This is a genomic window from Streptomyces sp. SCL15-4 (genome assembly GCF_033366695.1).
Lineage (GTDB): Bacteria > Actinomycetota > Actinomycetes > Streptomycetales > Streptomycetaceae > Streptomyces.
In genome coordinates, this window is sequence record NZ_JAOBTQ010000001.1 from 3,278,185 (window position 1) to 3,297,502 (window position 19,318).

A 19,318-nucleotide genomic window follows, 5' to 3' on the forward strand; every position below is an offset into this window, starting at 1 on the left:
TCGTCCGCGTCAGCCGGTCCGGCCTCCCGTCGGACCGGACGCGCACCCCAGGAAGTACACGCATGTCTCTCGTTCTTGACCCCGCCGCCCAGGACCTGCTGTTCCGTGAGGCCCGTACCGCCAACACCTTCACCGACGAGCCGGTGACCGAGGAGCAGGTGCAGGCGATCTACGACCTGGTCAAGTACGGCCCCACCGCCTTCAACCAGAGCCCGCTGCGCATCACCCTGGTCCGCTCCGCCGAGGCCCGCGAGCGCCTGGTCGGGCTCATGGCCGAGGGCAACCAGGCCAAGACCGCCGCCGCCCCGCTGGTCGCGATCCTCTCCGCGGACAACGAGTTCCACGAGGAGCTGCCGGCCCTCTTCCCGCACTTCCCGCAGGCCAAGGACGTGTTCTTCGGCGAGCGTCCGGTCCGGGAGGGTGCCGCCGCGATGAACGCCACGCTCCAGGCCGCGTACTTCATCATCGGCGTCCGTGCCGCGGGCCTCGCCGCCGGCCCGATGACCGGCCTGGACTTCGAGGGCGTCCGCAAGGAGTTCCTGGACGACGACCACACCCCGCTGATGGTCGTCAACATCGGCAAGCCGGGCCCGGACGCCTGGTTCCCGCGCTCCCCGCGCCTGGCCTACGAGGACGTCGTCACCACCGTCTGACGGCTCCCGGACACGCGAAGGCCCCCGGCACTGCCGGGGGCCTCTTCGCTACGTCCGGGAGCCGTCGCGCGGTCACTCCGCCTTCAGCGCCGCCGCCAGTGCCGTCAGGTCCTCGAAGGGAGCGGTGCCGGCCACCACCGTCGTGACGCCGGGAGTGTCCTTGAGGACCAGGGCGTCGTACCGGCCGCCGGTGTAGCGGGTCCAGGTACGGCCGTCGATCCGCTCGGTGTGCCTGCTGGCCGAGCCGCCCTGGCTCGCGTCGTCGATGAAGTCGGCGCGCTTGTGCGTGGTGGACTGCTCGACCTGCGCGTACTGGCCGCCCGGGGTCTCGAAGCCGAGGTGCCAGCGGTCGGAGTCCGCGCCCTGGAAGCGTACGGAGGTGGCTTTCCAGGTACTCGGCAGGCCCTCGGGCGCGGCCACCGGATAGCTCGCCGCCCGGCGGGCCGTGAGCAGTTCGACCTGGTAGTCGACCCGCTTGATGTCGGGAGCGTGATCGTCGTGCGGGATGGTGAAGAAGTAGACGACCAGCGACGCGACGACGATCAGGGCCAGGGAGAGCACCATGTCCCGGGCCGTCTTCTGCTTGCGGTTCGAACCTGCCACGCCCCCTATCGTCGCAGGTGCCCCGAGCGCTCATCCGTGGGGTCCCCTGCTCATTTTGTATGCCTAACGATAGAGTCGGGTCCAAGACCCTCATCCGGCCGTCGTCGTATCAGAAAGGTGCGCTCCGATGACCGAACACCATCACCTGCCGTCCGAGCTCGATGTTCCCTCGGAGGCCCCCGACCGCAACCTCGCCCTGGAACTGGTCCGGGTGACCGAGGCCGCCGCCATGGCCGCGGGCCGCTGGGTGGGGCGCGGCGACAAGAACGGCGCCGACGGTGCCGCGGTGCGCGCCATGCGGACCCTCGTCTCCACCGTGTCGATGAACGGCGTGGTCGTCATCGGCGAGGGCGAGAAGGACGAGGCCCCGATGCTCTTCAACGGGGAGCACGTGGGCGACGGCACCGGTCCCGAGGTGGACATCGCCGTCGACCCGATCGACGGCACCACGCTGACCGCCAAGGGCATGCCGAACGCGATCGCCGTCCTCGCCGCCGCAGAGCGCGGCGCCATGTTCGACCCGTCCGCGGTGTTCTACATGGACAAGCTGGTCACCGGCCCCGAGGCGGCGGACTTCGTCGACATCAACGCGCCCGTCTCGGTGAACATCCGCCGGATCGCCAAGGCCAAGCGGTCCACGCCGGAGGACGTCACCGTCGTCATCCTCGACCGGCCGCGGCACGGGGAACTGATCCGGCAGGTCCGGGAGGCCGGCGCGCGCATCAAGCTGATCTCGGACGGCGATGTCGCCGGCTCGGTGTACGCGCTGCGCGAGGGCACCGGCGTCGACCTGCTGCTCGGCATCGGCGGCACTCCCGAGGGCATCATCTCGGCCTGCGCCGTGAAGTGCCTGGGCGGGACCATCCAGGGCAAGCTGTGGCCGAAGGACGACGAGGAGCGGCAGCGGGCGATCGACGCCGGGCACGATCTGGACCGGGTGCTCACCACGGACGACCTGGTCTCCGGCGAGAACGTCTTCTTCGTCGCGACCGGGATCACCGACGGCGAGCTGCTGCGCGGGGTCCGGTACCGCTCGGAGACGGCGCTGACCGAGTCCATCGTGATGCGGTCGAAGTCGGGGACGGTCCGCCGGATCGACTCCGAGCACCGGCTGAGGAAGCTGCGGGCCTACAGCGCGATCGACTTCGACCGGGCGAAGTAGGGCCGAGGAGCCCGAGAGCCGAAGGCCCGGAAGAAGGGGCACCCTCCGTGCGCGGAGGGTGCCCCTTCTGCGGTGTCCGTCTCAGCCCGCCATGCGGTTCGCCGCCGCCCGCGCCGCCTTCTTCAGCTCCACGTCCCGGCGGCGGCGCCGGGCCAGGACGACCCGGCGCTCGGCCGCCGTCAGGCCGCCCCAGACGCCGTAGGGCTCGGGCTGGAGCAGGGCGTGCTCGCGGCACTCGACCATGACCGGGCAGCGGGCGCAGACCCGCTTGGCCGCCTCCTCGCGGGAGAGGCGGGCGGCGGTGGGTTCCTTCGACGGGGCGAAGAACAAACCGGCCTCGTCGCGCCGGCACACCGCCTCGGTGTGCCAGGGTGCGTCTTGGTCCCTGTCTCGCGCTGGCACCCGCTGGACCGGAACGCCAGCTACCTGCAGGGACGAATGCGGCGGTTGCAGCACGGTCTACTCCTGACGACGGCTTCGCGAGCGAGAGACGATGCAGCAAGGCCTACCCGCTGTGCGCGCGCCTATGCACAGCGTTGGCACCGGCGAGCACGCGGCGGCTCGTTCCCGTCCCCGCGCACGGCGGCGCCGGCGCACCGGACCGTTCCGGTCACCGGCGGATTCGCGACCGTCAGCGGCCGAGGTGCCGGCGCAGTTTCCGGTCGACCTTGTCCTGGACGCGCTCCAGGATGTCCGAGACGGTCCTGCCGCGCCGGGGCCGCGCCTCCACGGTGCCGAGGACCGCCCAGCCGTCGACGTAGACCACCGGCGCACCGGAGTCGACCGAGTCCAGCGGGCTCACCTCGAACTTGCCGAGCACTCCGCCGCCGGTGCCGCGCAGCGAGATGTTCTCCGGGACGCGGATCTGGACGTCGCCGAAGACGGAGACCGCCTTGACCACCACCTGCTGGTACTCGAAGATCGCCTCGCTGAGGTCGATCTCCACGCTGCCGAAGACCGCGTACGCGTGCAGCCGGCGCCCGGCGCGCCAGCGGCCCCGGCGCATCGCGCTGCTGAACACCGCCACCACGCTCGCGTCGGCCTCCGCCGGGACGGCGCCCGGCTCGGGGCGGGGCGGCACGGGGGTGTAGGCGGGGGCGGCCGGGCGTTCGTAGGCGGCGGGCAGGTCCCGGATGAAGACCTCCAGCTCGCCCACCGTCTTGGCGTTGAGGACCCCGTCCACGCGCTCGGCGTGCTCGTCGGCGGTCAGCCGGCCCTCGGCCAGGGCCTCGCGGAGGATGTCGGCGACCCGGTCGCGGTCGGCGTCCGAGGCGCGCAGCTCGGTCGCGGGCGTGGGTGCGGTCTGCTTGTGAAGGTCCACGGCGGCAGCGTACCGAAAACACGATAGATCGCGACAGTCCCAACTGAGCCTCACCTCACAGGTTCACGGCCGGCGGGGGGTTCTACGCTGGGGAGGCCCGCCAGCGTCGGCGGGCGGTCGTCCGTCACAGTGAGGAATGGGCTGAGATGCCTGAGTTCGCGTACACCGATCTGCTTCCCCAGGGAGAAGACACCACCCCGTACCGGCTGGTGACGTCGGAGGGCGTCTCCACCGTCGAGGGCCCGGACGGGCGGACGTTCCTGAAGGTGGAGCCGGAGGCGCTGCGCAAGCTGGCCGAGGAGGCCATCCACGACATCCAGCACTATCTGCGCCCGGCCCACCTCGCGCAGCTGCGCCGGATCATCGACGACCCCGAGGCGTCGGCGAACGACAAGTTCGTCGCGCTGGACCTGCTGAAGAACGCGAACATCGCGGCGGCCGGCGTGCTGCCCATGTGCCAGGACACCGGCACCGCGATCGTCATGGGCAAGCGCGGGCAGGACGTGCTGACGGCGGGCGAGGACGAGAAGCACCTCTCGCACGGCATCTTCGACGCCTACACCAGGCTGAACCTGCGCTACTCGCAGATGGCTCCGCTCACCATGTGGGAGGAGAAGAACACCGGCTCCAACCTGCCGGCCCAGATCGAGCTGTACGCGACCGACGGCGGTGCCTACAAGTTCCTGTTCATGGCCAAGGGCGGCGGCTCGGCCAACAAGTCCTTCCTGTACCAGGAGACGAAGGCCGTCCTGAACGAGTCCTCCATGATGAAGTTCCTGGAGGAGAAGATCCGTTCGCTCGGTACGGCCGCCTGCCCGCCGTACCACCTGGCGATCGTCGTCGGCGGCACCAGCGCCGAGTTCGCGCTGAAGACCGCGAAGTACGCCTCCGCGCACTACCTGGACAACATGCCCGCCGAGGGCTCGCCGCTCGGCCACGGCTTCCGGGACAAGGAGCTGGAGGAGAAGGTCTTCGAGCTGACGCAGAAGATCGGCATCGGCGCGCAGTTCGGCGGCAAGTACTTCTGCCACGACGTCCGCGTGGTCCGGCTGCCCCGGCACGGCGCGTCCTGCCCGGTCGCCATCGCCGTCTCCTGCTCCGCCGACCGCCAGGCGCTGGCGAAGATCACGCCCGAGGGCGTCTTCCTGGAGCAGCTGGAGACCGACCCGGCGCGGTTCCTGCCCGAGACCACGGACGAGCACCTGGACGAGTCGTCCGACGTGGTGAAGATCGACCTGAACCAGCCGATGGACACGATCCTCGCCGAGCTGACCAAGTACCCGGTCAAGACCCGGCTGTCGCTGACCGGCCCGCTGGTCGTGGCCCGGGACATCGCGCACGCCAAGATCAAGGAACGGCTGGACGCGGGCGAGGAGATGCCGCAGTACCTGAAGGACCACCCGGTGTACTACGCCGGCCCGGCCAAGACGCCCGAGGGCTACGCCTCCGGTTCCTTCGGCCCGACCACGGCCGGCCGCATGGACTCCTACGTGGAGCAGTTCCAGGCCGCGGGCGGCTCGAAGGTGATGCTCGCCAAGGGCAACCGCAGCAAGCAGGTCACCGACGCGTGCGCGGCGCACGGCGGCTTCTACCTCGGCTCCATCGGCGGCCCGGCCGCCCGCCTGGCCCAGGACTGCATCAAGAAGGTGGAGGTCCTGGAGTACGAGGAGCTGGGCATGGAGGCCGTCTGGAAGATCGAGGTCGAGGACTTCCCGGCGTTCATCGTGGTGGACGACAAGGGCAACGACTTCTTCCAGGACCCGGCGCCCCAGCCGACGTTCACCACCATCCCGGTACGGGGTCCCGGGCTGGCCTAGTCCGCACGCGGGGCCCGGGGCGGGCATCGTACGAAGGTGCCCGCCCCGGGCCTGCGGTCAGCTGAAGCGCTGGGCCGCCGAGCCGTCGCAGGTCTGGAGCCTTGCCCGCTCCTTCGCCGCCGTCAGGGTCAGGCACAGGCCCGGTGCCGCCGCCGGGCGGATGGTGCCGGACCGGCGGACGAACCGCTGGTTGGCGCCGCCGTGGCAGTTCCACAGGACCAGGCCGGTGCCGGCGGTGTAGGAGCCGTCCGGCACGTCCAGGCACCGGTCGTGGGTCAGCTCCACGTGCAGCGCGCCCCGCCCGGTGTCGTACCACCAGCCCTGGTTGCGGCCTCCGTGGCAGTCCCAGCCGACGACCTCGGTGCCGTCGGCGCTCGATCCGCCCGAGGCGTCGAGACAGGCGCCGGTGGCCTGGCCGGTCAGCGGGCGGAACGCGTCGTCCCAGGCGCCCGGGTACAGCTCGGGCGTGCCGGTGCCCGCCGGGTCGGCGCAGCTTGCCTCGCGCAGCCCGGAGTCGTGGAACCGGGTCAGACAGGCGGCGAAGGCGGCGTGGCCGCGGGCGTTGGGGTGGAAGGACTGGCGCACCGAGTCGGCGTCGGGCGGGAAGGGGCCCGCGAGGTCGACGTACAGGCCCCGCGCCCAGGTGTCCTCCATGCAGACCTCGTGGCCGTGGAAGAGCCGGGAGGCGTCCAGGTAGGAGGCGCCGCTCCGGCGGGCCGCCTCGCGCATGCCGCGTTCGAAGAGCGGGACGGCGCTGTCGCGGCCCCAGGCGCTGTCGGAGTCGTAGCCGGCGCAGCCGCCCGGGAGCTTGCCCGGGAAGCCCGGGTTGTCGTGGAAGTCGGGGCCGATGGGACTCGGGTAGCCCATGAGGACGAGTCTGTAGTCGCCGTCGGCGTAGCCCGCGTCCCGCATCACCGTCTTGAGGTCGGCGACGGTGGCCTCCACCTTGGGTACGAGGGCGTCCACCCGGGCCTGCCAGCCGGGCGCGTACTTCGGCTCGCAGGCGCCCTGGAGGGTCAGGTAGCGGGTGACGCAGTCGGTCATCACGGGCCCGAACCGGAGGTCGTCGTTGGCGCCGGCGACGAGGACGATCATCTTGATCCGGGTGGTGCGCGCCTTGACGGCGAGGCTGTCGCTCTGGACCGGTTCGTCGGCGTACTGCCTGCTGCCGCCGATGCGGATGTTGCCGGTGGAGGCGCCGGAGCAGGCGACGTTGTAGGTGACGTCGGCCGGGATGCCGGTGCGGTGGACGGCGGCCAGGGGCGAGCGGTGGCACCAGTTGTCCGGGCCGTCGGTGCCGGCTTCGTAGGTGCCGACGCCCTCGCCGGATATCTCGCTGTCGCCCAAGGAGACGAGCGAGGTCTTGCGGTCGGCGAGGGGCCGCTCGGCCGGGTCTCCGTAGAGGGCGGTGGACTCGGCGGCCCGCAGCCGTTCCAGGCCGGGCGGGAGAGGGGTGGCCGCCGCGGCGGCGGGAGTCGCGTGGGCGGTGGGGGCCGTGAGGCCCGCGAACACGGTGGCGGCCGTCGCGACAGCGGCGGCCGTGCCTCCGATCCTGGACCGGATGGATCCGGCGCGTTGCATGAAGCCTCCCGAATCAGGTGTCACCTCCGGTATGTACTGGCGGGTAGCCGGATGGGGAATAGGCGTGACGCGACACGTGCTCATGTTTTCGGAGGTACGACGATGACGACCGAAGAGCCGCAGTACCGGATCGAGCACGACTCGATGGGCGAGGTCCGGGTCCCGGCCCACGCCAAGTGGCGCGCGCAGACCCAGCGCGCCGTCGAGAACTTCCCCGTCTCCGGACAGCGCCTCGAACGGGCCCACATCGAGGCCCTGGCCCGCATCAAGGCGGCGGCGGCGAAGGTGAACGCCGAGCTGGGCGTGGTGGACGAGGACGTCGCGCGGGCGATCCGGGAGGCGGCCGGGGAGGTCGCCGCCGGCACCTGGGACGAGCACTTCCCGGTGGACGTGTTCCAGACCGGCTCCGGCACCTCGTCCAACATGAACGCCAACGAGGTCATCGCGACGCTGGCCACCGAGCGGCTCGGCCGCGACGTGCACCCCAACGACCACGTCAACGCCTCGCAGTCGTCCAACGACGTCTTCCCGTCCTCGATCCACGTCGCGGCCACCGCGGCCGTCACCCACGACCTGATCCCCGCGCTGGAGCACCTGGCCGAGGCACTGGAGCGCAAGTCCGCCGAGTTCGCCGACGTGGTGAAGTCCGGCCGGACCCACCTGATGGACGCCACCCCCGTGACCCTCGGCCAGGAGTTCGGCGGATACGCGGCCCAGATGCGGCACGGCGTCGAGCGCCTGAAGGCGTCCCTGCCGCGCCTGGCCGAGCTGCCGCTGGGCGGCACGGCGGTGGGCACCGGCATCAACACCCCGCCCGGGTTCTCCGCCGCCGTCATCGAGGAGGTCGCCCGGGTCACCGGGCTGCCGTTCACCGAGGCCCGCGACCACTTCGAGGCCCAGGGCGCCCGCGACGGCATCGTGGAGACCAGCGGGCAGCTGCGGACCATCGCGGTCGGCCTGACGAAGATCGCCAACGATCTGCGCTGGATGTCCTCCGGCCCGCGCACCGGTCTCGCCGAGATCCGGCTGCCCGACCTCCAGCCCGGCTCCTCGATCATGCCGGGCAAGGTCAACCCGGTCGTCCCCGAGGCCGTGCTGATGGTCGCCGCGCAGGTCATCGGCAACGATGCCACCATCACCACGGCCGGCGCCGCGGGCAACTTCGAGCTGAACGTCATGCTCCCGGTCCTCGCCAAGAACGTCCTGGAGTCGGTCCGGCTGCTCGCCAACGTCTCCCGGCTGCTGGCCGACCGGACGATCGACGGCATCACCGCCGACCGTGAACGCGCCCGCGAGTACGCCGAGTCGTCCCCGTCCGTGGTCACGCCGCTGAACAAGTACATCGGTTACGAGGAGGCCGCGAAGGTCGCCAAGAAGTCCCTCGCCGAACGCAGGACGATCCGCGAAGTCGTCCTGGAGAGCGGGTACGTGGAGCGCGGCGACCTGACGCTCCAGCAGCTCGACGAGGCGCTGGACGTCCTGCGGATGACCCGCCCGTAGCCCGCGGGCGAACGTTTCCGGCCACCCGGGGCGGCCGTGACGTGCACCGCAGCGTCGTATGCCGCGGGCACCTAAAATCTGTCCATGACGGACGACGGAGCGATGGCACGAGCGGCGGCGGGAGCGGTGACGCGCTGGACCCCGGGAACGCACATCCTGTGGCGCTACCGGGCGAACGGGGGCGAGCAGTTCCACATCGCCCGGCCCGTCACCGTCGTACGCGACGACGCCGACCTGCTGGCGGTGTGGCTGGCCCCCGGCACCGAGTGCGTGCGACCGGTCCTGGCCGACGGCACACCCGTGCACCTGGAGCCGCTGGAGTCCCGCTACACCAAGCCGCGCACGGTCCGGCGGGACCGCTGGTTCGGCACGGGCGTGCTGAAGCTGGCCCAGCCCGGCCGGCCCTGGTCGGTGTGGCTGTTCTGGGAGCCGGGCTGGCGGTTCAAGAACTGGTACGTCAACCTGGAGGAGCCGCTGGCCCGTTGGGCGGGCGGAGTGGACTCCGAGGACCACTTCCTGGACATCACCGTCGGTCCCGACCGCAGGTGGCACTGGCGCGACGAGGACGAGTTCGCCCAGGCCCAGCGGGACGGCCTGATGGACCCGGCGACCGCCGAACGGGTGCGGGCGGCGGGCCGTCAGGCGGTGGACGTGATCCGCGCGTGGGGCCCGCCGTTCCCGGACGGCTGGCAGGACTGGCGCCCGGACCCCTCCTGGGCGGTACCTTCTCTACCCGAGGACTGGGACCGCACGCCCGCGCATGTGTCCTCATGAGACCCTTGATGCGCCCCCGGGCAAGAAACGTAGGATCGTCCTCCGCAAGGGCGCGTGAACGCAACTACCGGAGCATGCGCCGGGGCTGACCGATCGTCACCGAGGGACGGCAGGACGTGAGCGAGGGGTACCAGGGCACCACCACGAAAGCCGGCCCCGCGGGAATTCCGTTCCCTGGGCACGTATTGCGGGTATCGGGACTTCGGCGGGACCAACTGCGCGCCCGGCGCATCCGGCGCGCAGCCCCGGACGGACGGATGCGACACGCGTGACGGAGCAGCCCACCTCCATCGAGCGCCCCCAGCCGGGCGCCGACCCCGCGGAGGCCCGCGGGGTGCCCCTGCGTGCCCCGGAGCAGTCCGCGCGGCAGCTCGGCGACCCGGCCTTACCCGCGCAGGCCCGTGCCGACACCACGTCCGCCGGGCCCGGCACGGCCACGTCCCGTGGCAAGGGAAAGGACGGCATGGGGAAGGAGCACCCGGTGGGCGGCCCCGAACACTCCCAGCCCGCCATCACCGAACCCGGCGCGCTGCGCCCGCGGCCCGCGCCGGACGGCATCCCGGCGCAGCCCGGGGCGGGCCAGGAGCGCGCGCCGGACGGTCCGGAGCGCCGTACCGGGCGGGCGGTGCTCCCGGGGCGGCCGATGCCGATGCGGCGCGACGGGGACCGGCTCAGGTTCGTGGGGGCGGCCACCCGGCGCATCGCCCGCGGGCTCGACCTGGACGAGATCGTGATGGGTCTGTGCCGGGCCACCGTGCCGACGTTCTCGGACGCGATCCTGGTCTATCTGCGCGATCCGCTGCCGGTCGGCGACGAGCGGCCCACCGGCCCGGTGGTGCTGCGGCTGCGCCGTACCGACCGGATACCGGACGAGCGGGACACCGACGGGGTGCTGCTGCCGTCGGCGTTCGAGCCGGAGCCGGAGCCGTCCGTGCTGGCGGACCTGTCGGCGCTGACCACCGAGCTGTGCGAGGTGCGGCCGGGCGGCGCGCTGAACGAGGTGCTGCGCGGAGTGCGCCCGGTGTTCGCCGACGCGCCCGCCGCCCGGGCCGCGCTGCCCGAACTGCTCGGCGAGAGCGGCGAGGCGGTCGTACCGGACGGGCAGCACGCGATCCTCGCGCCGCTGCGCGGCCGGCGCCGGGTGATCGGCGCGGCGCTGTTCCTGCGCCGCCCGGACCAGCCGGCGTTCGAGGCGGACGACCTCCTGGTGGCCGCCCAGCTGGCCACGCACAGCGCGCTCGGCATCGACAAGGCGGTGCTGTACGGCCGGGAGGCGTACATCGCCGACGAGTTGCAGCGCACCATGCTGCCCGAGACCCTGCCCCGGCCCACCGGTGTCCGGCTGGCCTCGCGGTATCTGCCGGCGGCGGAGACGGCGCGGGTCGGCGGCGACTGGTACGACGCGATCCCGCTGCCCGGCAGCCGGGTCGCCCTGGTCGTCGGCGACGTGATGGGCCACTCGATGACCTCGGCGGCGATCATGGGCCAGCTGCGCACCACCGCGCAGACGCTGGCCGGGCTCGACCTGCCGCCGCAGGAGGTGCTGCACCACCTGGACGAGCAGGCGCAGCGCCTGGGCACCGACCGCATGGCGACCTGTCTGTACGCGGTCTACGACCCGGTGACGCACCGCATCACGATCGCCAACGCCGGTCATCCGCCGCCCGTGCTGCTGCACCTGGGCGGCCGGGCCGAGGTGCTGCGGGTGCCGCCGGGCGCGCCGATCGGGGTCGGCGGGGTGGACTTCGAGGCGGTGGAGCTGGACGCGCCCGCCGGAGCGACCCTGCTGCTGTACACCGACGGGCTGGTGGAGTCCCGGCTGCGGGACGTGTGGACCGGTATAGAGCAGCTGCGCGAGCGGCTGGCCGCGACCGCGCGGCTGACCGGGCCGGACCATCCGCCGCCGCTGGAAGCGCTGTGCGACGAGGTGCTGGACATGCTCGGCCCGGGCGACCGGGACGACGACATCGCGCTGCTCGCCGCCCGGTTCGACGGGATCGCGCCGAGCGATGTCGCGTACTGGACGCTGGAACCGGAGCGCACGGCCCCCGGCCAGGCCCGCCGGCTGGCCCGCCGCGCGCTCGCCCGCTGGGACCTGGAGGACCTGTCGGACTCGGTGGAGCTGCTGGTCAGCGAGGTCGTGACGAACGCGGTGCGGTACGCGTCGCGGCCGGTGACGCTGCGGCTGCTGCGCACGGACGTGCTGCGCTGCGAGGTCGGCGACGACGTGCCGCAGCTGCCGCGCCTCAGGCAGGCCCGGGCCACCGACGAGGGCGGGCGCGGCCTGTACCTGGTCAACAAGCTGGCCCGGCGCTGGGGCGCGACCCGGCTGAGCACCGGCAAGGTGGTCTGGTTCGAGCTGAACCGCTGAGCCGTCGAGGACGGCACAACGCGAGGGGGGCGCCCGGAATTCTCCGGGCGCCCCCCTCGCGTTGTGCCCCGCGTGCGTCAGCCGGTGCGCCACTCCTGCCCGAAGTCGTCGTCCGGGTCGAGCGGGTCCTCGGTGGCGGGCTCCGTCGGCGGCTCGCTGGTCGGCGTCGTGGACGGCGTCTGCGACGGCGTGTGGGACGGCGTCTGCGTGTGGCTCGGCGTCTGGGACGGCGTCCGCGACGGCGGCGCGGAGGAGGTCGGCGGCTCGCTGGTCGGCGTGTGCGACGGCGTCCGGGAGGGCGTCGGCGCCTCGCTGGTCGGCGTCTCGGTCGGCGCGACGGCGGCGCCCTGGGTGGTGTCCAGCTCGAACTCGGACCGGTCGGTCACGCCGAAGGTGTAGGCGGCCCAGATCTCCGCCGGGTAGCCGCCGCCGTTGATCCGGCCGGGCGCCGGCAGCAGTCCGGTGGCGCCCGTCATGGACACGTGCTTGTGGGTCTTCGGGTCCTCGCCGAACAGGCCGACGGAGGTGACCAGGTCGGGGGTGTAGCCGGTGAACCAGGCGGACTTGTTCTCGTCGGAGGTACCGGTCTTGCCCGCCACCTGCTGGCCGTCGCGCAGCGGGTTGGCGGCCACGGACCGGCTGGCCGTGCCGTCGTCCACCACGCCGGTGAGCACCGAGGTGACCGTGTCGGCGGCCGTGCGGCTGATCACCGAGCCGCCGACCGGGTCCGGCAGGTCCACCGTGCGGCCCTGGTTCTCCGCGGACTTGATGATGGCCGGGGTCACCTTGTGGCCGTGGTTGGCGAAGGTGGCGTAGATGCCGGCCATCTCCAGCGGGCTCGCGCCCATCGAGCCGAGCGTCTGGGCGGGCACCGCCTGCATGCCCTTGGTGTTCATGCCGAGGCTGCTCGCGGTGCTCATGACCTTGTCCATGCCGACGTCCACGCCCATCTGCGCGAAGACGGAGTTGACGGACTTGTTCATCGCCTGCTGGACGGTGATCGGGCCGTAGTCGACGTCGTCCTCGTTGGGCGGGGCGAAGCCGACCGGGCGGCCGTGGTCCAGCACCGGGCGCCGGTTGCTGCCGTCGTAGACGGTGTCGGCGGTGATGGGCTTGCCGTCCTGCGTGGTGGCCTCGCGCTCCAGCGCGGCGGCGAGGATGACCGGCTTGAAGGTGGAGGCCGGCTGGTAGTCCCTGCGGGTGGCGTTGCTCGTCCAGTGCTCGTAGTAGTTCTGGCCGCCGTAGAGCGCGACGATCTTGCCGGAATCCGGGTCCACGGAGACGGCGCCGGGCTGGATGTCGCCGTCGACCTTGCGCTTGGTCTTGTTGAGCTTGCCGGTCAGCTCGTGGCGGACGGCCTTCTCCAGCGCGGCCTGCTTCTTGCGGTCGATGTTGAGGGTGATGGTCCAGCCCTTCCCCATGACCGCGTTCTCCGCCTGCGACTGGGTCAGGCCCTCCTGCTCCATGAGCCGCTGTTCGAGCTGCTGGTTGGCCAGCTCGACCAGATAGCCCTTCTGCCCGTCGAGCCCGGGAGCGCCCTTGGGCTCCTTGATCTTCGGGAAGTGCATGGCCGTGCGCCGGGCCTTGGAGAGCCAGTCCTCCTCGACCATGTTGTCCAGGACGTAGTTCCAGCGCTCGGTGACCAGCCGCTTGCCGGTGTCGGTCGCGACGGCCCAGTCGTACTGGCTCGGCGCCTGGAGCAGCGCGGCGAGATAGGCGCCCTGCTCCACCGTGAGGTCCTCGGCGTCGACGCCGAAGTAGGCCTGGGCGGCGGCCTGGATGCCGTAGGCGCTGCGGCCGTAGTAGCTGGTGTTGATGTAGCCGGCGAGGATGTCGTCCTTGGACTTCTCGCGGTCCACCTTCAAGGAGATGACCAGTTCCTTGAGCTTGCGCGTGACGGTCTGGTCCTGGTTGAGGTAGTAGTTCTTGACGTACTGCTGGGTGATCGTGGAGCCGCCCTGCTTGCCCCTGCCGCGCAGCGTGTTGAGCAGGCCGCGGGCGGTGCCCTTGAAGTCGACGCCGGAGTCGCTGTAGAAGCTCTTGTTCTCGGCGGCGACGAAGGTCAGCTGGACCTTGCGGGGCACCTTGGACAGGTCGACGATCTCGCGGTTGACCTTGCCGCTGCGGGCCAGCACCGTTCCGTCGCTGAACTTGTAGACGTTGCTCTGCTGCCGGGCGGCGGCGTTGCCCTCGGGGATGTCGACGTACAGGTACAGGCCGACGAAGCCGAGGATGGCCAGCAGGCACACCCCGAAGACGGTGCCGAGGATCTTCTTCCAGGTGAACATGCGGCGCAGGAGGCTCTTCGCGGGCTTGCCGGCCGCCGCGGGTTCGGAGCGGCGGCGCTGGGGCGCCGCGCGGTGACCACCACGCTGTCGCGCTCGTCTCTCTTCCGCTCGTCCCATGGGTCCCTACGCTCGCTTCCGTCTCGGGGTCAGCTCCGAAAGCTAACACCCGCCTATATGACAAAGGGCGTCCGATCCGGTCTTTTGCGGACGTGACAATCAGCACCCGCCCCTAGGGAACCGACGTTCGGGAGTGGCACAGGGTTGCCCGCATCGAAAAAGTGCTATCACTTAGCTAGATAGTTCCAGAGGACGACGAACCGGGGGTCACCCATGTCCGACATACCCGAGATGCCCGCTCCGCGCGTACGCGAGTTCCAGGCACACAGCATCGGCGGCGGGCTCGCCCTGCTGCTCGGCCTGCTCGGGCTCGGCGCAGCGGCCGCGCTGTTCGCCTCCGCCGGTGCCACCTCCTCGCCCGCCGTGCGGGGCGGGCTCGTCGCGGCCGGCGTCGTCGTGCTGCTCGCGGCCCTCATCGCGATGCGCGGCCTGAACACGGTCGCGCCGGGCGAGGCCCGGGTGGTCCAGCTCTTCGGGCGCTACCGGGGCACGATCCGGCAGGACGGACTGCGCTGGGTGAACCCCTTCACCTCCCGGACCCGGATCTCCACCCGGGTACGCAACCACGAGACCGCCGTGCTGAAGGTCAACGACGCCTACGGCAACCCGATCGAGCTGGCCGCGGTCGTGGTGTGGAAGGTGCGGGACACCGCGCAGGCCACCTTCGAGGTCGACGACTTCGCCGAGTTCGTCGCCACGCAGACCGAGACGGCCGTACGGCACATCGCCATCGAGTACCCCTACGACGCCCACGACGAGGACGGCCTCTCACTGCGCGGCAACGCCGAGGAGATCACCGAGAAGCTGGCCCGCGAACTCCAGGCGCGGGTGGAGGCGGCCGGAGTGGAGATCGTCGAGTCGCGGTTCACGCATCTCGCGTACGCTCCCGAGATCGCCTCGGCGATGCTCCAGCGGCAGCAGGCGGGCGCGGTCGTCGCGGCCCGGCGGCAGATCGTGGACGGCGCCGTGGGCATGGTGGAGGCGGCGCTGGCCCGGATAGCGGAGGCGGACATCGTGGACCTGGACGAGGAGCGGAAGGCGGCGATGGTGTCGAACCTGATGGTGGTGCTGTGCGGGGACCGCGCACCGCAGCCGGTCCTGAACACCGGAACCCTCTACCAGTGACCGACCCGTCGCAGACCCCTCGGGACCGGCCGCGGCAGCGCAAGCAGGTGCTGCTGCGGCTGGACCCGTCGGTGTACGAGGCACTGGCCCGCTGGGCCGGGGACGAGCTGCGGTCGGCGAACGCGCAGATCGAGTTCCTGCTGCGGCGCGCCCTCGCGGAGGCCGGCCGGCTGCCGCGTGACGCCGGCCCGCTGCCGCGCCGCGGCCGGCCGCCCGGCGACCGGGAGCCGGGCACTCCGCCGCCGTCCTGAGCCGGACCCCTCCACGAGGGGCCCGGCCGTCGCCGTACGCGCGCTCCGGCTGTTACCGAACCCTGACAAAGGCGCCCCACCTGCACCGACACACCCCGCCCTCCGGGCTTCGCACGGCACGTATACACCGTGCGTATACACGATGTGTAGAGTGCTGCCATGTCCATCGGTCACACCCTCCTCGGGCTCCTGGAGTCCGGCCCGCGCCACGGCTACGACCTCAAGCGGGCCTTCGACGAGAAATTCGGTCACGACCGGCCGCTGCACTACGGCCAGGTCTACTCCACGATGTCCCGGCTGCTGAAGAACGGTCTCGTGGAAGTCGACGGGATCGAGGCCGGCGGCGGCCCCGAGCGCAAGCGGTACGCCATCACCGACGCCGGCGTCACCGACGTCGAGCGCTGGCTCGCCACCCCGGAGAAGCCCGCGGAGTACCTCCAGTCGACCCTCTACACCAAGGTCGTCCTCGCCCTCCTCACCCACCGCGACGCCGCCGACATCCTCGACACCCAGCGGGCCGAGCACCTGCGCAGCATGCGCATCCTCACCGACCGCAAGCGCAAGGGCGACCTCGCGGACCAGCTGATCTGCGACCACGCCCTGTTCCACCTGGAGGCCGACCTGCGCTGGCTGGAACTGACCGCCGCCCGCCTCGACAAGCTCCGCGCGGAGGTGACCCGGTGACCCCTCCCCCCGGCTCCCTGCTCGCCGCCGAGAACCTGCGCAAGGCCTACGGCCCCACCGTCGCGCTCGACGGCGCCGACTTCTCCATCCACGCCGGCGAGGTCGTCGCCGTGATGGGCCCCTCCGGCTCCGGCAAGTCGACGCTGCTGCACTGCCTGGCCGGCATCGTGCCGCCCGACTCCGGCTCCATCACCTACGACGGCCGCGAACTCGCCGGCCTGGGCGACACCGAGCGCAGCGCGCTGCGCCGCAGCGACTTCGGGTTCGTCTTCCAGTTCGGCCAGCTCGTCCCGGAGCTGACCTGCGTGGAGAACGTGGCCCTGCCGCTGAGGCTGAACGGCCGCCCCCGCAAGGAGGCCGAGCGGGCCGCGCTCACCTGGATGGAACGCCTGGAGGTGGACGACCTCCAGGACAAGCGGCCCGGCGAGGTCTCCGGCGGCCAGGGCCAGCGGGTCGCGGTGGCGCGGGCCCTGGTCACCGGGCCCCGGGTGATCTTCGCCGACGAGCCGACCGGCGCCCTCGACTCCCTCAACGGCGAGCGGGTGATGGAGCTGCTGACCGACGCGGCCCGCTCCGCCAACACGGCCGTGGTGCTGGTCACCCACGAGGCCCGGGTGGCCGCCTACTCCGACCGGGAGATCGTCGTACGCGACGGCAGGTCCCGCGACATGGAGCGCGCCATATGAACATCCGGCAGTGGACCAGGGACCTCGGCATGGGCCTCCGGTTCGCCGTCACCGGCGGACGCGAGGGCTGGGTCCGGATGGTGCTGACGGCGGTCGGCGTCGGCCTGGGCGTGGCGCTGCTGCTGCTGACGACCGCGCTGCCGAACGTGCTGACGGCACGGCACCAGCGCGAGGAGGCCCGCACGGACCTCACCTACAGCGCGAAGGTGCCGCCGAAGGGCGAGAACACCGTGCTGGTCGGCTCGGGCGACACCAAGTGGCACGACAAGGACGTCCGGGGCCGTTTCCTGGAGCCCGAGGGCGCGCGGGCACCGCTGCCGCCGGGCGTGGACCGCTTCCCCGCGCCGGGCGAGATGGTGGTCTCGCCGGAGCTGAGGAAGGTGCTCTCCTCCGACGGGGGCCGGCTGCTGCGGGAGCGGCTGCCGGAACGGATCACCGGCACGATCGGCGAGGCCGGGCTGATCGGATCGCACGAACTGGCCTACTACGCGGGCGCCGACGACCTGGCGGTGCAGGAGAACAGCTCGCACGTGGTGCGCCTGACCGCGTTCGGCGACCGGCGTCCGACGTCCGAGCGGGCCGACCCGGTGCTCATCATGATGACGCTGGTGGTGTTCGTCGTCCTGCTCACGCCGGTCGCCGTGTTCATCGCCGCGGCCGTGCGGTTCGGCGGCGAGCGGCGCGACCGCCGGCTGGCCGCGCTGCGGCTGGTGGGCTCCGACCGCCGGATGACCCGCCGGATCGCGGCGGGCGAGGCACTGGCCGGAGCGGTGCTCGGGCTGGCCGTCGGTACGGTCTTCTTCCTGATCGGACGGCAGGCGGCGGGCTCGGTGGAGGTGCTCGGCGAGAGCTTCTTCCCCAGCTACCTGAACCCCTCCCCCGCGCTGGTCGTGCTGGTCGGGGTGGCGGTTCCGGCCGCCGCGGTGGGGGTGACGCTGTTCGCGATGCGCGGGGTGGCCGTCGAACCGCTCGGCGTGGTGCGCACGGCCAAGCAGGCCCGGCGGCGCCTGTGGTGGCGACTGCTGCCGCCGGTGGCGGGCCTGGCGATGCTGGTCCCGATGATCGGCAACGGCCGCTCCCACGGCGACTTCAACGAGTACCTGGTCGTCGGCGGCGTGCTGCTGCTCCTGGTCGGCGTCAGCGCGCTGCTGCCCTGGCTGGTGGAGGCGGCCGTGGCCCGGCTCGGCTCGGGACCGGTCTCCTGGCAACTGGCCGTGCGAAGGCTTCAGTTGAGCAGTGGCACGGCGGCCCGCATGGTCAACGGCATCGCCGTGGCGGTGGCCGGGGCGATCGCGCTGCAGATGCTGTTCGCGGGCGTGGAGGGCCAGTACACCAAGGAGACCGGCCAGGACCCGGAGCGCGCGTCGGTGCAGATCGACCTCTCGAACGGGTCCGCGCTGCCGGCGGCGGCCCGCGAGTTCCCGCGCACCAAGGGCGTCCGGGCGGCGGTGGCGATCTCCTCCGGCTCGCTGGGCGACCGGCGCCGCGATCCCGGCAACACGACGGGCCTCACCGTCGGCGACTGCGCCGCGCTGCGCGAACTGGCCCACCTGCCGTCCTGCCGGGACGGCGACGTGTTCCTCATCCCGGACCCGAACGACGGCGCCGCGGCCCGGGCCGCCCTGCGACCGGGCCGGGAGGGCTTCATCGACGCCACCTATTCGGAGAGCGTACGCGGGCGCGAGATCCCCTGGACGGTACCGGCCGGACTGCGCCGGGTCACCGCGCGCGAGGACTCGCTCCGGTCGAACGTCAGCGGCCTGCTGCTCACCCCGTCCGCGCTGCCCGCCGAGGCCGCGCCGGCCCTGTACCACCAGGTCTACGTCCGCCTGGACCTGTCGGTGCCGGACGCGGACCAGTACGTACGGAACACGGCGGCACGGGTGGACCGGCTCTCGAGCGTCTGGCACTGGGCGGCGACCACGCAGTCCCGCAAGTACACCTCCCTGCGCACCGGCCTGTTCCTCGGCGCGGTCTGCGTGCTGGCGCTGATCGGGGCGAGCCTGCTGGTCTCCCAGCTGGAGCAGTTGCGCGAGCGGCGCAAGCTGCTGTCGTCGCTGGTCGCCTTCGGCACCCGGCGCCGCACGCTGGGGCTGTCGGTGCTGTGGCAGACGGCGGTACCGATCACGCTCGGCCTGCTGCTGGCCTCGGCGGTGGGCCTGACCCTCGGCGCGGTCCTGCTGAAGATGACGGACACGACGGTGTCCGTGGACTGGTCGAACGTGCTGTCGATGGCGGGCGCGGGGGCGGGAGTGGTCCTGGCGGTCACCTTGCTGAGCCTGCCGCCGCTGCTTCGCATGATGCGGCCGGAAGGGCTGCGGACGGAGTAGGCGTGGTCCCGCGCCCGCAGGGGCGCGGGACACCGCGCGCCCGGTTCCCGCCGGC

Annotated in this window: 16 protein-coding genes; 11 read left to right on the forward strand and 5 right to left on the reverse strand. The window is 72.1% G+C overall.

Going from position 1 to position 19,318, the window contains the following annotated elements:
- Positions 1-62 precede the first annotated feature (62 nt).
- Entirely contained in the window at positions 63-653 is a 591-nt protein-coding gene (locus SCK26_RS13980) for a malonic semialdehyde reductase (RefSeq protein ID WP_318201644.1), read from the forward strand.
- 72 nt (positions 654-725) lie between these two features.
- Here the strand turns inward: SCK26_RS13980 and SCK26_RS13985 are convergent, their stop codons facing one another.
- A complete protein-coding gene (locus SCK26_RS13985; RefSeq protein WP_318201645.1) occupies positions 726-1,256 on the reverse strand; it encodes a DUF4245 domain-containing protein in 531 nt (176 codons plus the stop codon).
- A gap of 127 nt (positions 1,257-1,383) precedes the next feature.
- On the opposite strand from SCK26_RS13985, the gene glpX reads away from it, so the two are divergent.
- A complete protein-coding gene (gene glpX, locus SCK26_RS13990; RefSeq protein WP_318201646.1) occupies positions 1,384-2,418 on the forward strand; it encodes a class II fructose-bisphosphatase in 1,035 nt (344 codons plus the stop codon).
- Positions 2,419-2,499: 81 nt separating this feature from the next.
- Here glpX and SCK26_RS13995 read toward each other — a convergent pair whose 3' ends face one another.
- Complete coding sequence (locus SCK26_RS13995; RefSeq protein ID WP_318201647.1) at positions 2,500-2,874, reverse strand: WhiB family transcriptional regulator; 375 nt, start codon at positions 2,872-2,874, stop codon at positions 2,500-2,502.
- Between the two features lie 175 nt (positions 2,875-3,049).
- Positions 3,050-3,739, reverse strand: a complete 690-nt coding sequence (locus SCK26_RS14000; protein WP_318201648.1) for a DUF1707 domain-containing protein — start codon at positions 3,737-3,739, stop codon at positions 3,050-3,052.
- A 146-nt stretch (positions 3,740-3,885) separates the two neighbouring features.
- Here SCK26_RS14000 and SCK26_RS14005 point away from each other — a divergent pair, with 146 nt between their 5' ends.
- Complete coding sequence (locus SCK26_RS14005; RefSeq protein WP_318201649.1) at positions 3,886-5,556, forward strand: fumarate hydratase; 1,671 nt, start codon at positions 3,886-3,888, stop codon at positions 5,554-5,556.
- A 57-nt stretch (positions 5,557-5,613) separates the two neighbouring features.
- Here the strand turns inward: SCK26_RS14005 and SCK26_RS14010 are convergent, their stop codons facing one another.
- Positions 5,614-7,137 carry a ricin-type beta-trefoil lectin domain protein gene (locus SCK26_RS14010; RefSeq protein ID WP_318201650.1) on the reverse strand — a complete coding sequence of 508 codons (1,524 nt, stop codon included), beginning with the start codon at positions 7,135-7,137 and terminating at the stop codon, positions 5,614-5,616.
- A gap of 102 nt (positions 7,138-7,239) precedes the next feature.
- On the opposite strand from SCK26_RS14010, the gene SCK26_RS14015 reads away from it, so the two are divergent.
- The 3 genes from SCK26_RS14015 to SCK26_RS14025 all read left to right on the forward strand — a co-directional run bounded on the left by SCK26_RS14015 (position 7,240) and on the right by SCK26_RS14025 (position 11,782).
- Positions 7,240-8,637 carry a class II fumarate hydratase gene (locus SCK26_RS14015; protein WP_318201651.1) on the forward strand — a complete coding sequence of 466 codons (1,398 nt, stop codon included), beginning with the start codon at positions 7,240-7,242 and terminating at the stop codon, positions 8,635-8,637.
- A gap of 84 nt (positions 8,638-8,721) precedes the next feature.
- A complete protein-coding gene (locus tag SCK26_RS14020; RefSeq protein WP_318201652.1) occupies positions 8,722-9,411 on the forward strand; it encodes a DUF402 domain-containing protein in 690 nt (229 codons plus the stop codon).
- Positions 9,412-9,679: 268 nt separating this feature from the next.
- Positions 9,680-11,782 (forward strand): SpoIIE family protein phosphatase, encoded by a 2,103-nt coding sequence (locus tag SCK26_RS14025; RefSeq protein WP_318201653.1) that lies wholly within the window; start codon positions 9,680-9,682, stop codon positions 11,780-11,782.
- 77 nt (positions 11,783-11,859) lie between these two features.
- Here SCK26_RS14025 and SCK26_RS14030 read toward each other — a convergent pair whose 3' ends face one another.
- A complete protein-coding gene (locus SCK26_RS14030) occupies positions 11,860-14,187 on the reverse strand; it encodes a transglycosylase domain-containing protein (RefSeq protein WP_318201654.1) in 2,328 nt (775 codons plus the stop codon).
- A 213-nt stretch (positions 14,188-14,400) separates the two neighbouring features.
- Here SCK26_RS14030 and SCK26_RS14035 point away from each other — a divergent pair, with 213 nt between their 5' ends.
- From SCK26_RS14035 to SCK26_RS14055, 5 genes are all read left to right on the forward strand, one after another.
- On the forward strand, positions 14,401-15,312 hold the full coding sequence (locus SCK26_RS14035) for an SPFH domain-containing protein (protein ID WP_318201655.1): 912 nt from the start codon (positions 14,401-14,403) through the stop codon (positions 15,310-15,312).
- Entirely contained in the window at positions 15,309-15,563 is a 255-nt protein-coding gene (locus SCK26_RS14040) for a hypothetical protein (protein ID WP_318201656.1), read from the forward strand. Before SCK26_RS14035 ends, SCK26_RS14040 begins: the two co-directional genes overlap by 4 nt.
- A gap of 159 nt (positions 15,564-15,722) precedes the next feature.
- Complete coding sequence (locus SCK26_RS14045) at positions 15,723-16,247, forward strand: PadR family transcriptional regulator (protein ID WP_318201657.1); 525 nt, start codon at positions 15,723-15,725, stop codon at positions 16,245-16,247.
- The gene (locus tag SCK26_RS14050) at positions 16,244-16,933 is read left to right on the forward strand and encodes an ABC transporter ATP-binding protein (RefSeq protein ID WP_318201658.1); all 690 of its coding nucleotides are present in this window, start codon (positions 16,244-16,246) and stop codon (positions 16,931-16,933) included. Before SCK26_RS14045 ends, SCK26_RS14050 begins: the two co-directional genes overlap by 4 nt.
- Complete coding sequence (locus SCK26_RS14055; protein ID WP_318201659.1) at positions 16,930-19,263, forward strand: ABC transporter permease; 2,334 nt, start codon at positions 16,930-16,932, stop codon at positions 19,261-19,263. The genes SCK26_RS14050 and SCK26_RS14055 overlap by 4 nt, the downstream gene beginning before the upstream one ends.
- The last annotated feature ends 55 nt before the right edge of the window (positions 19,264-19,318 follow it).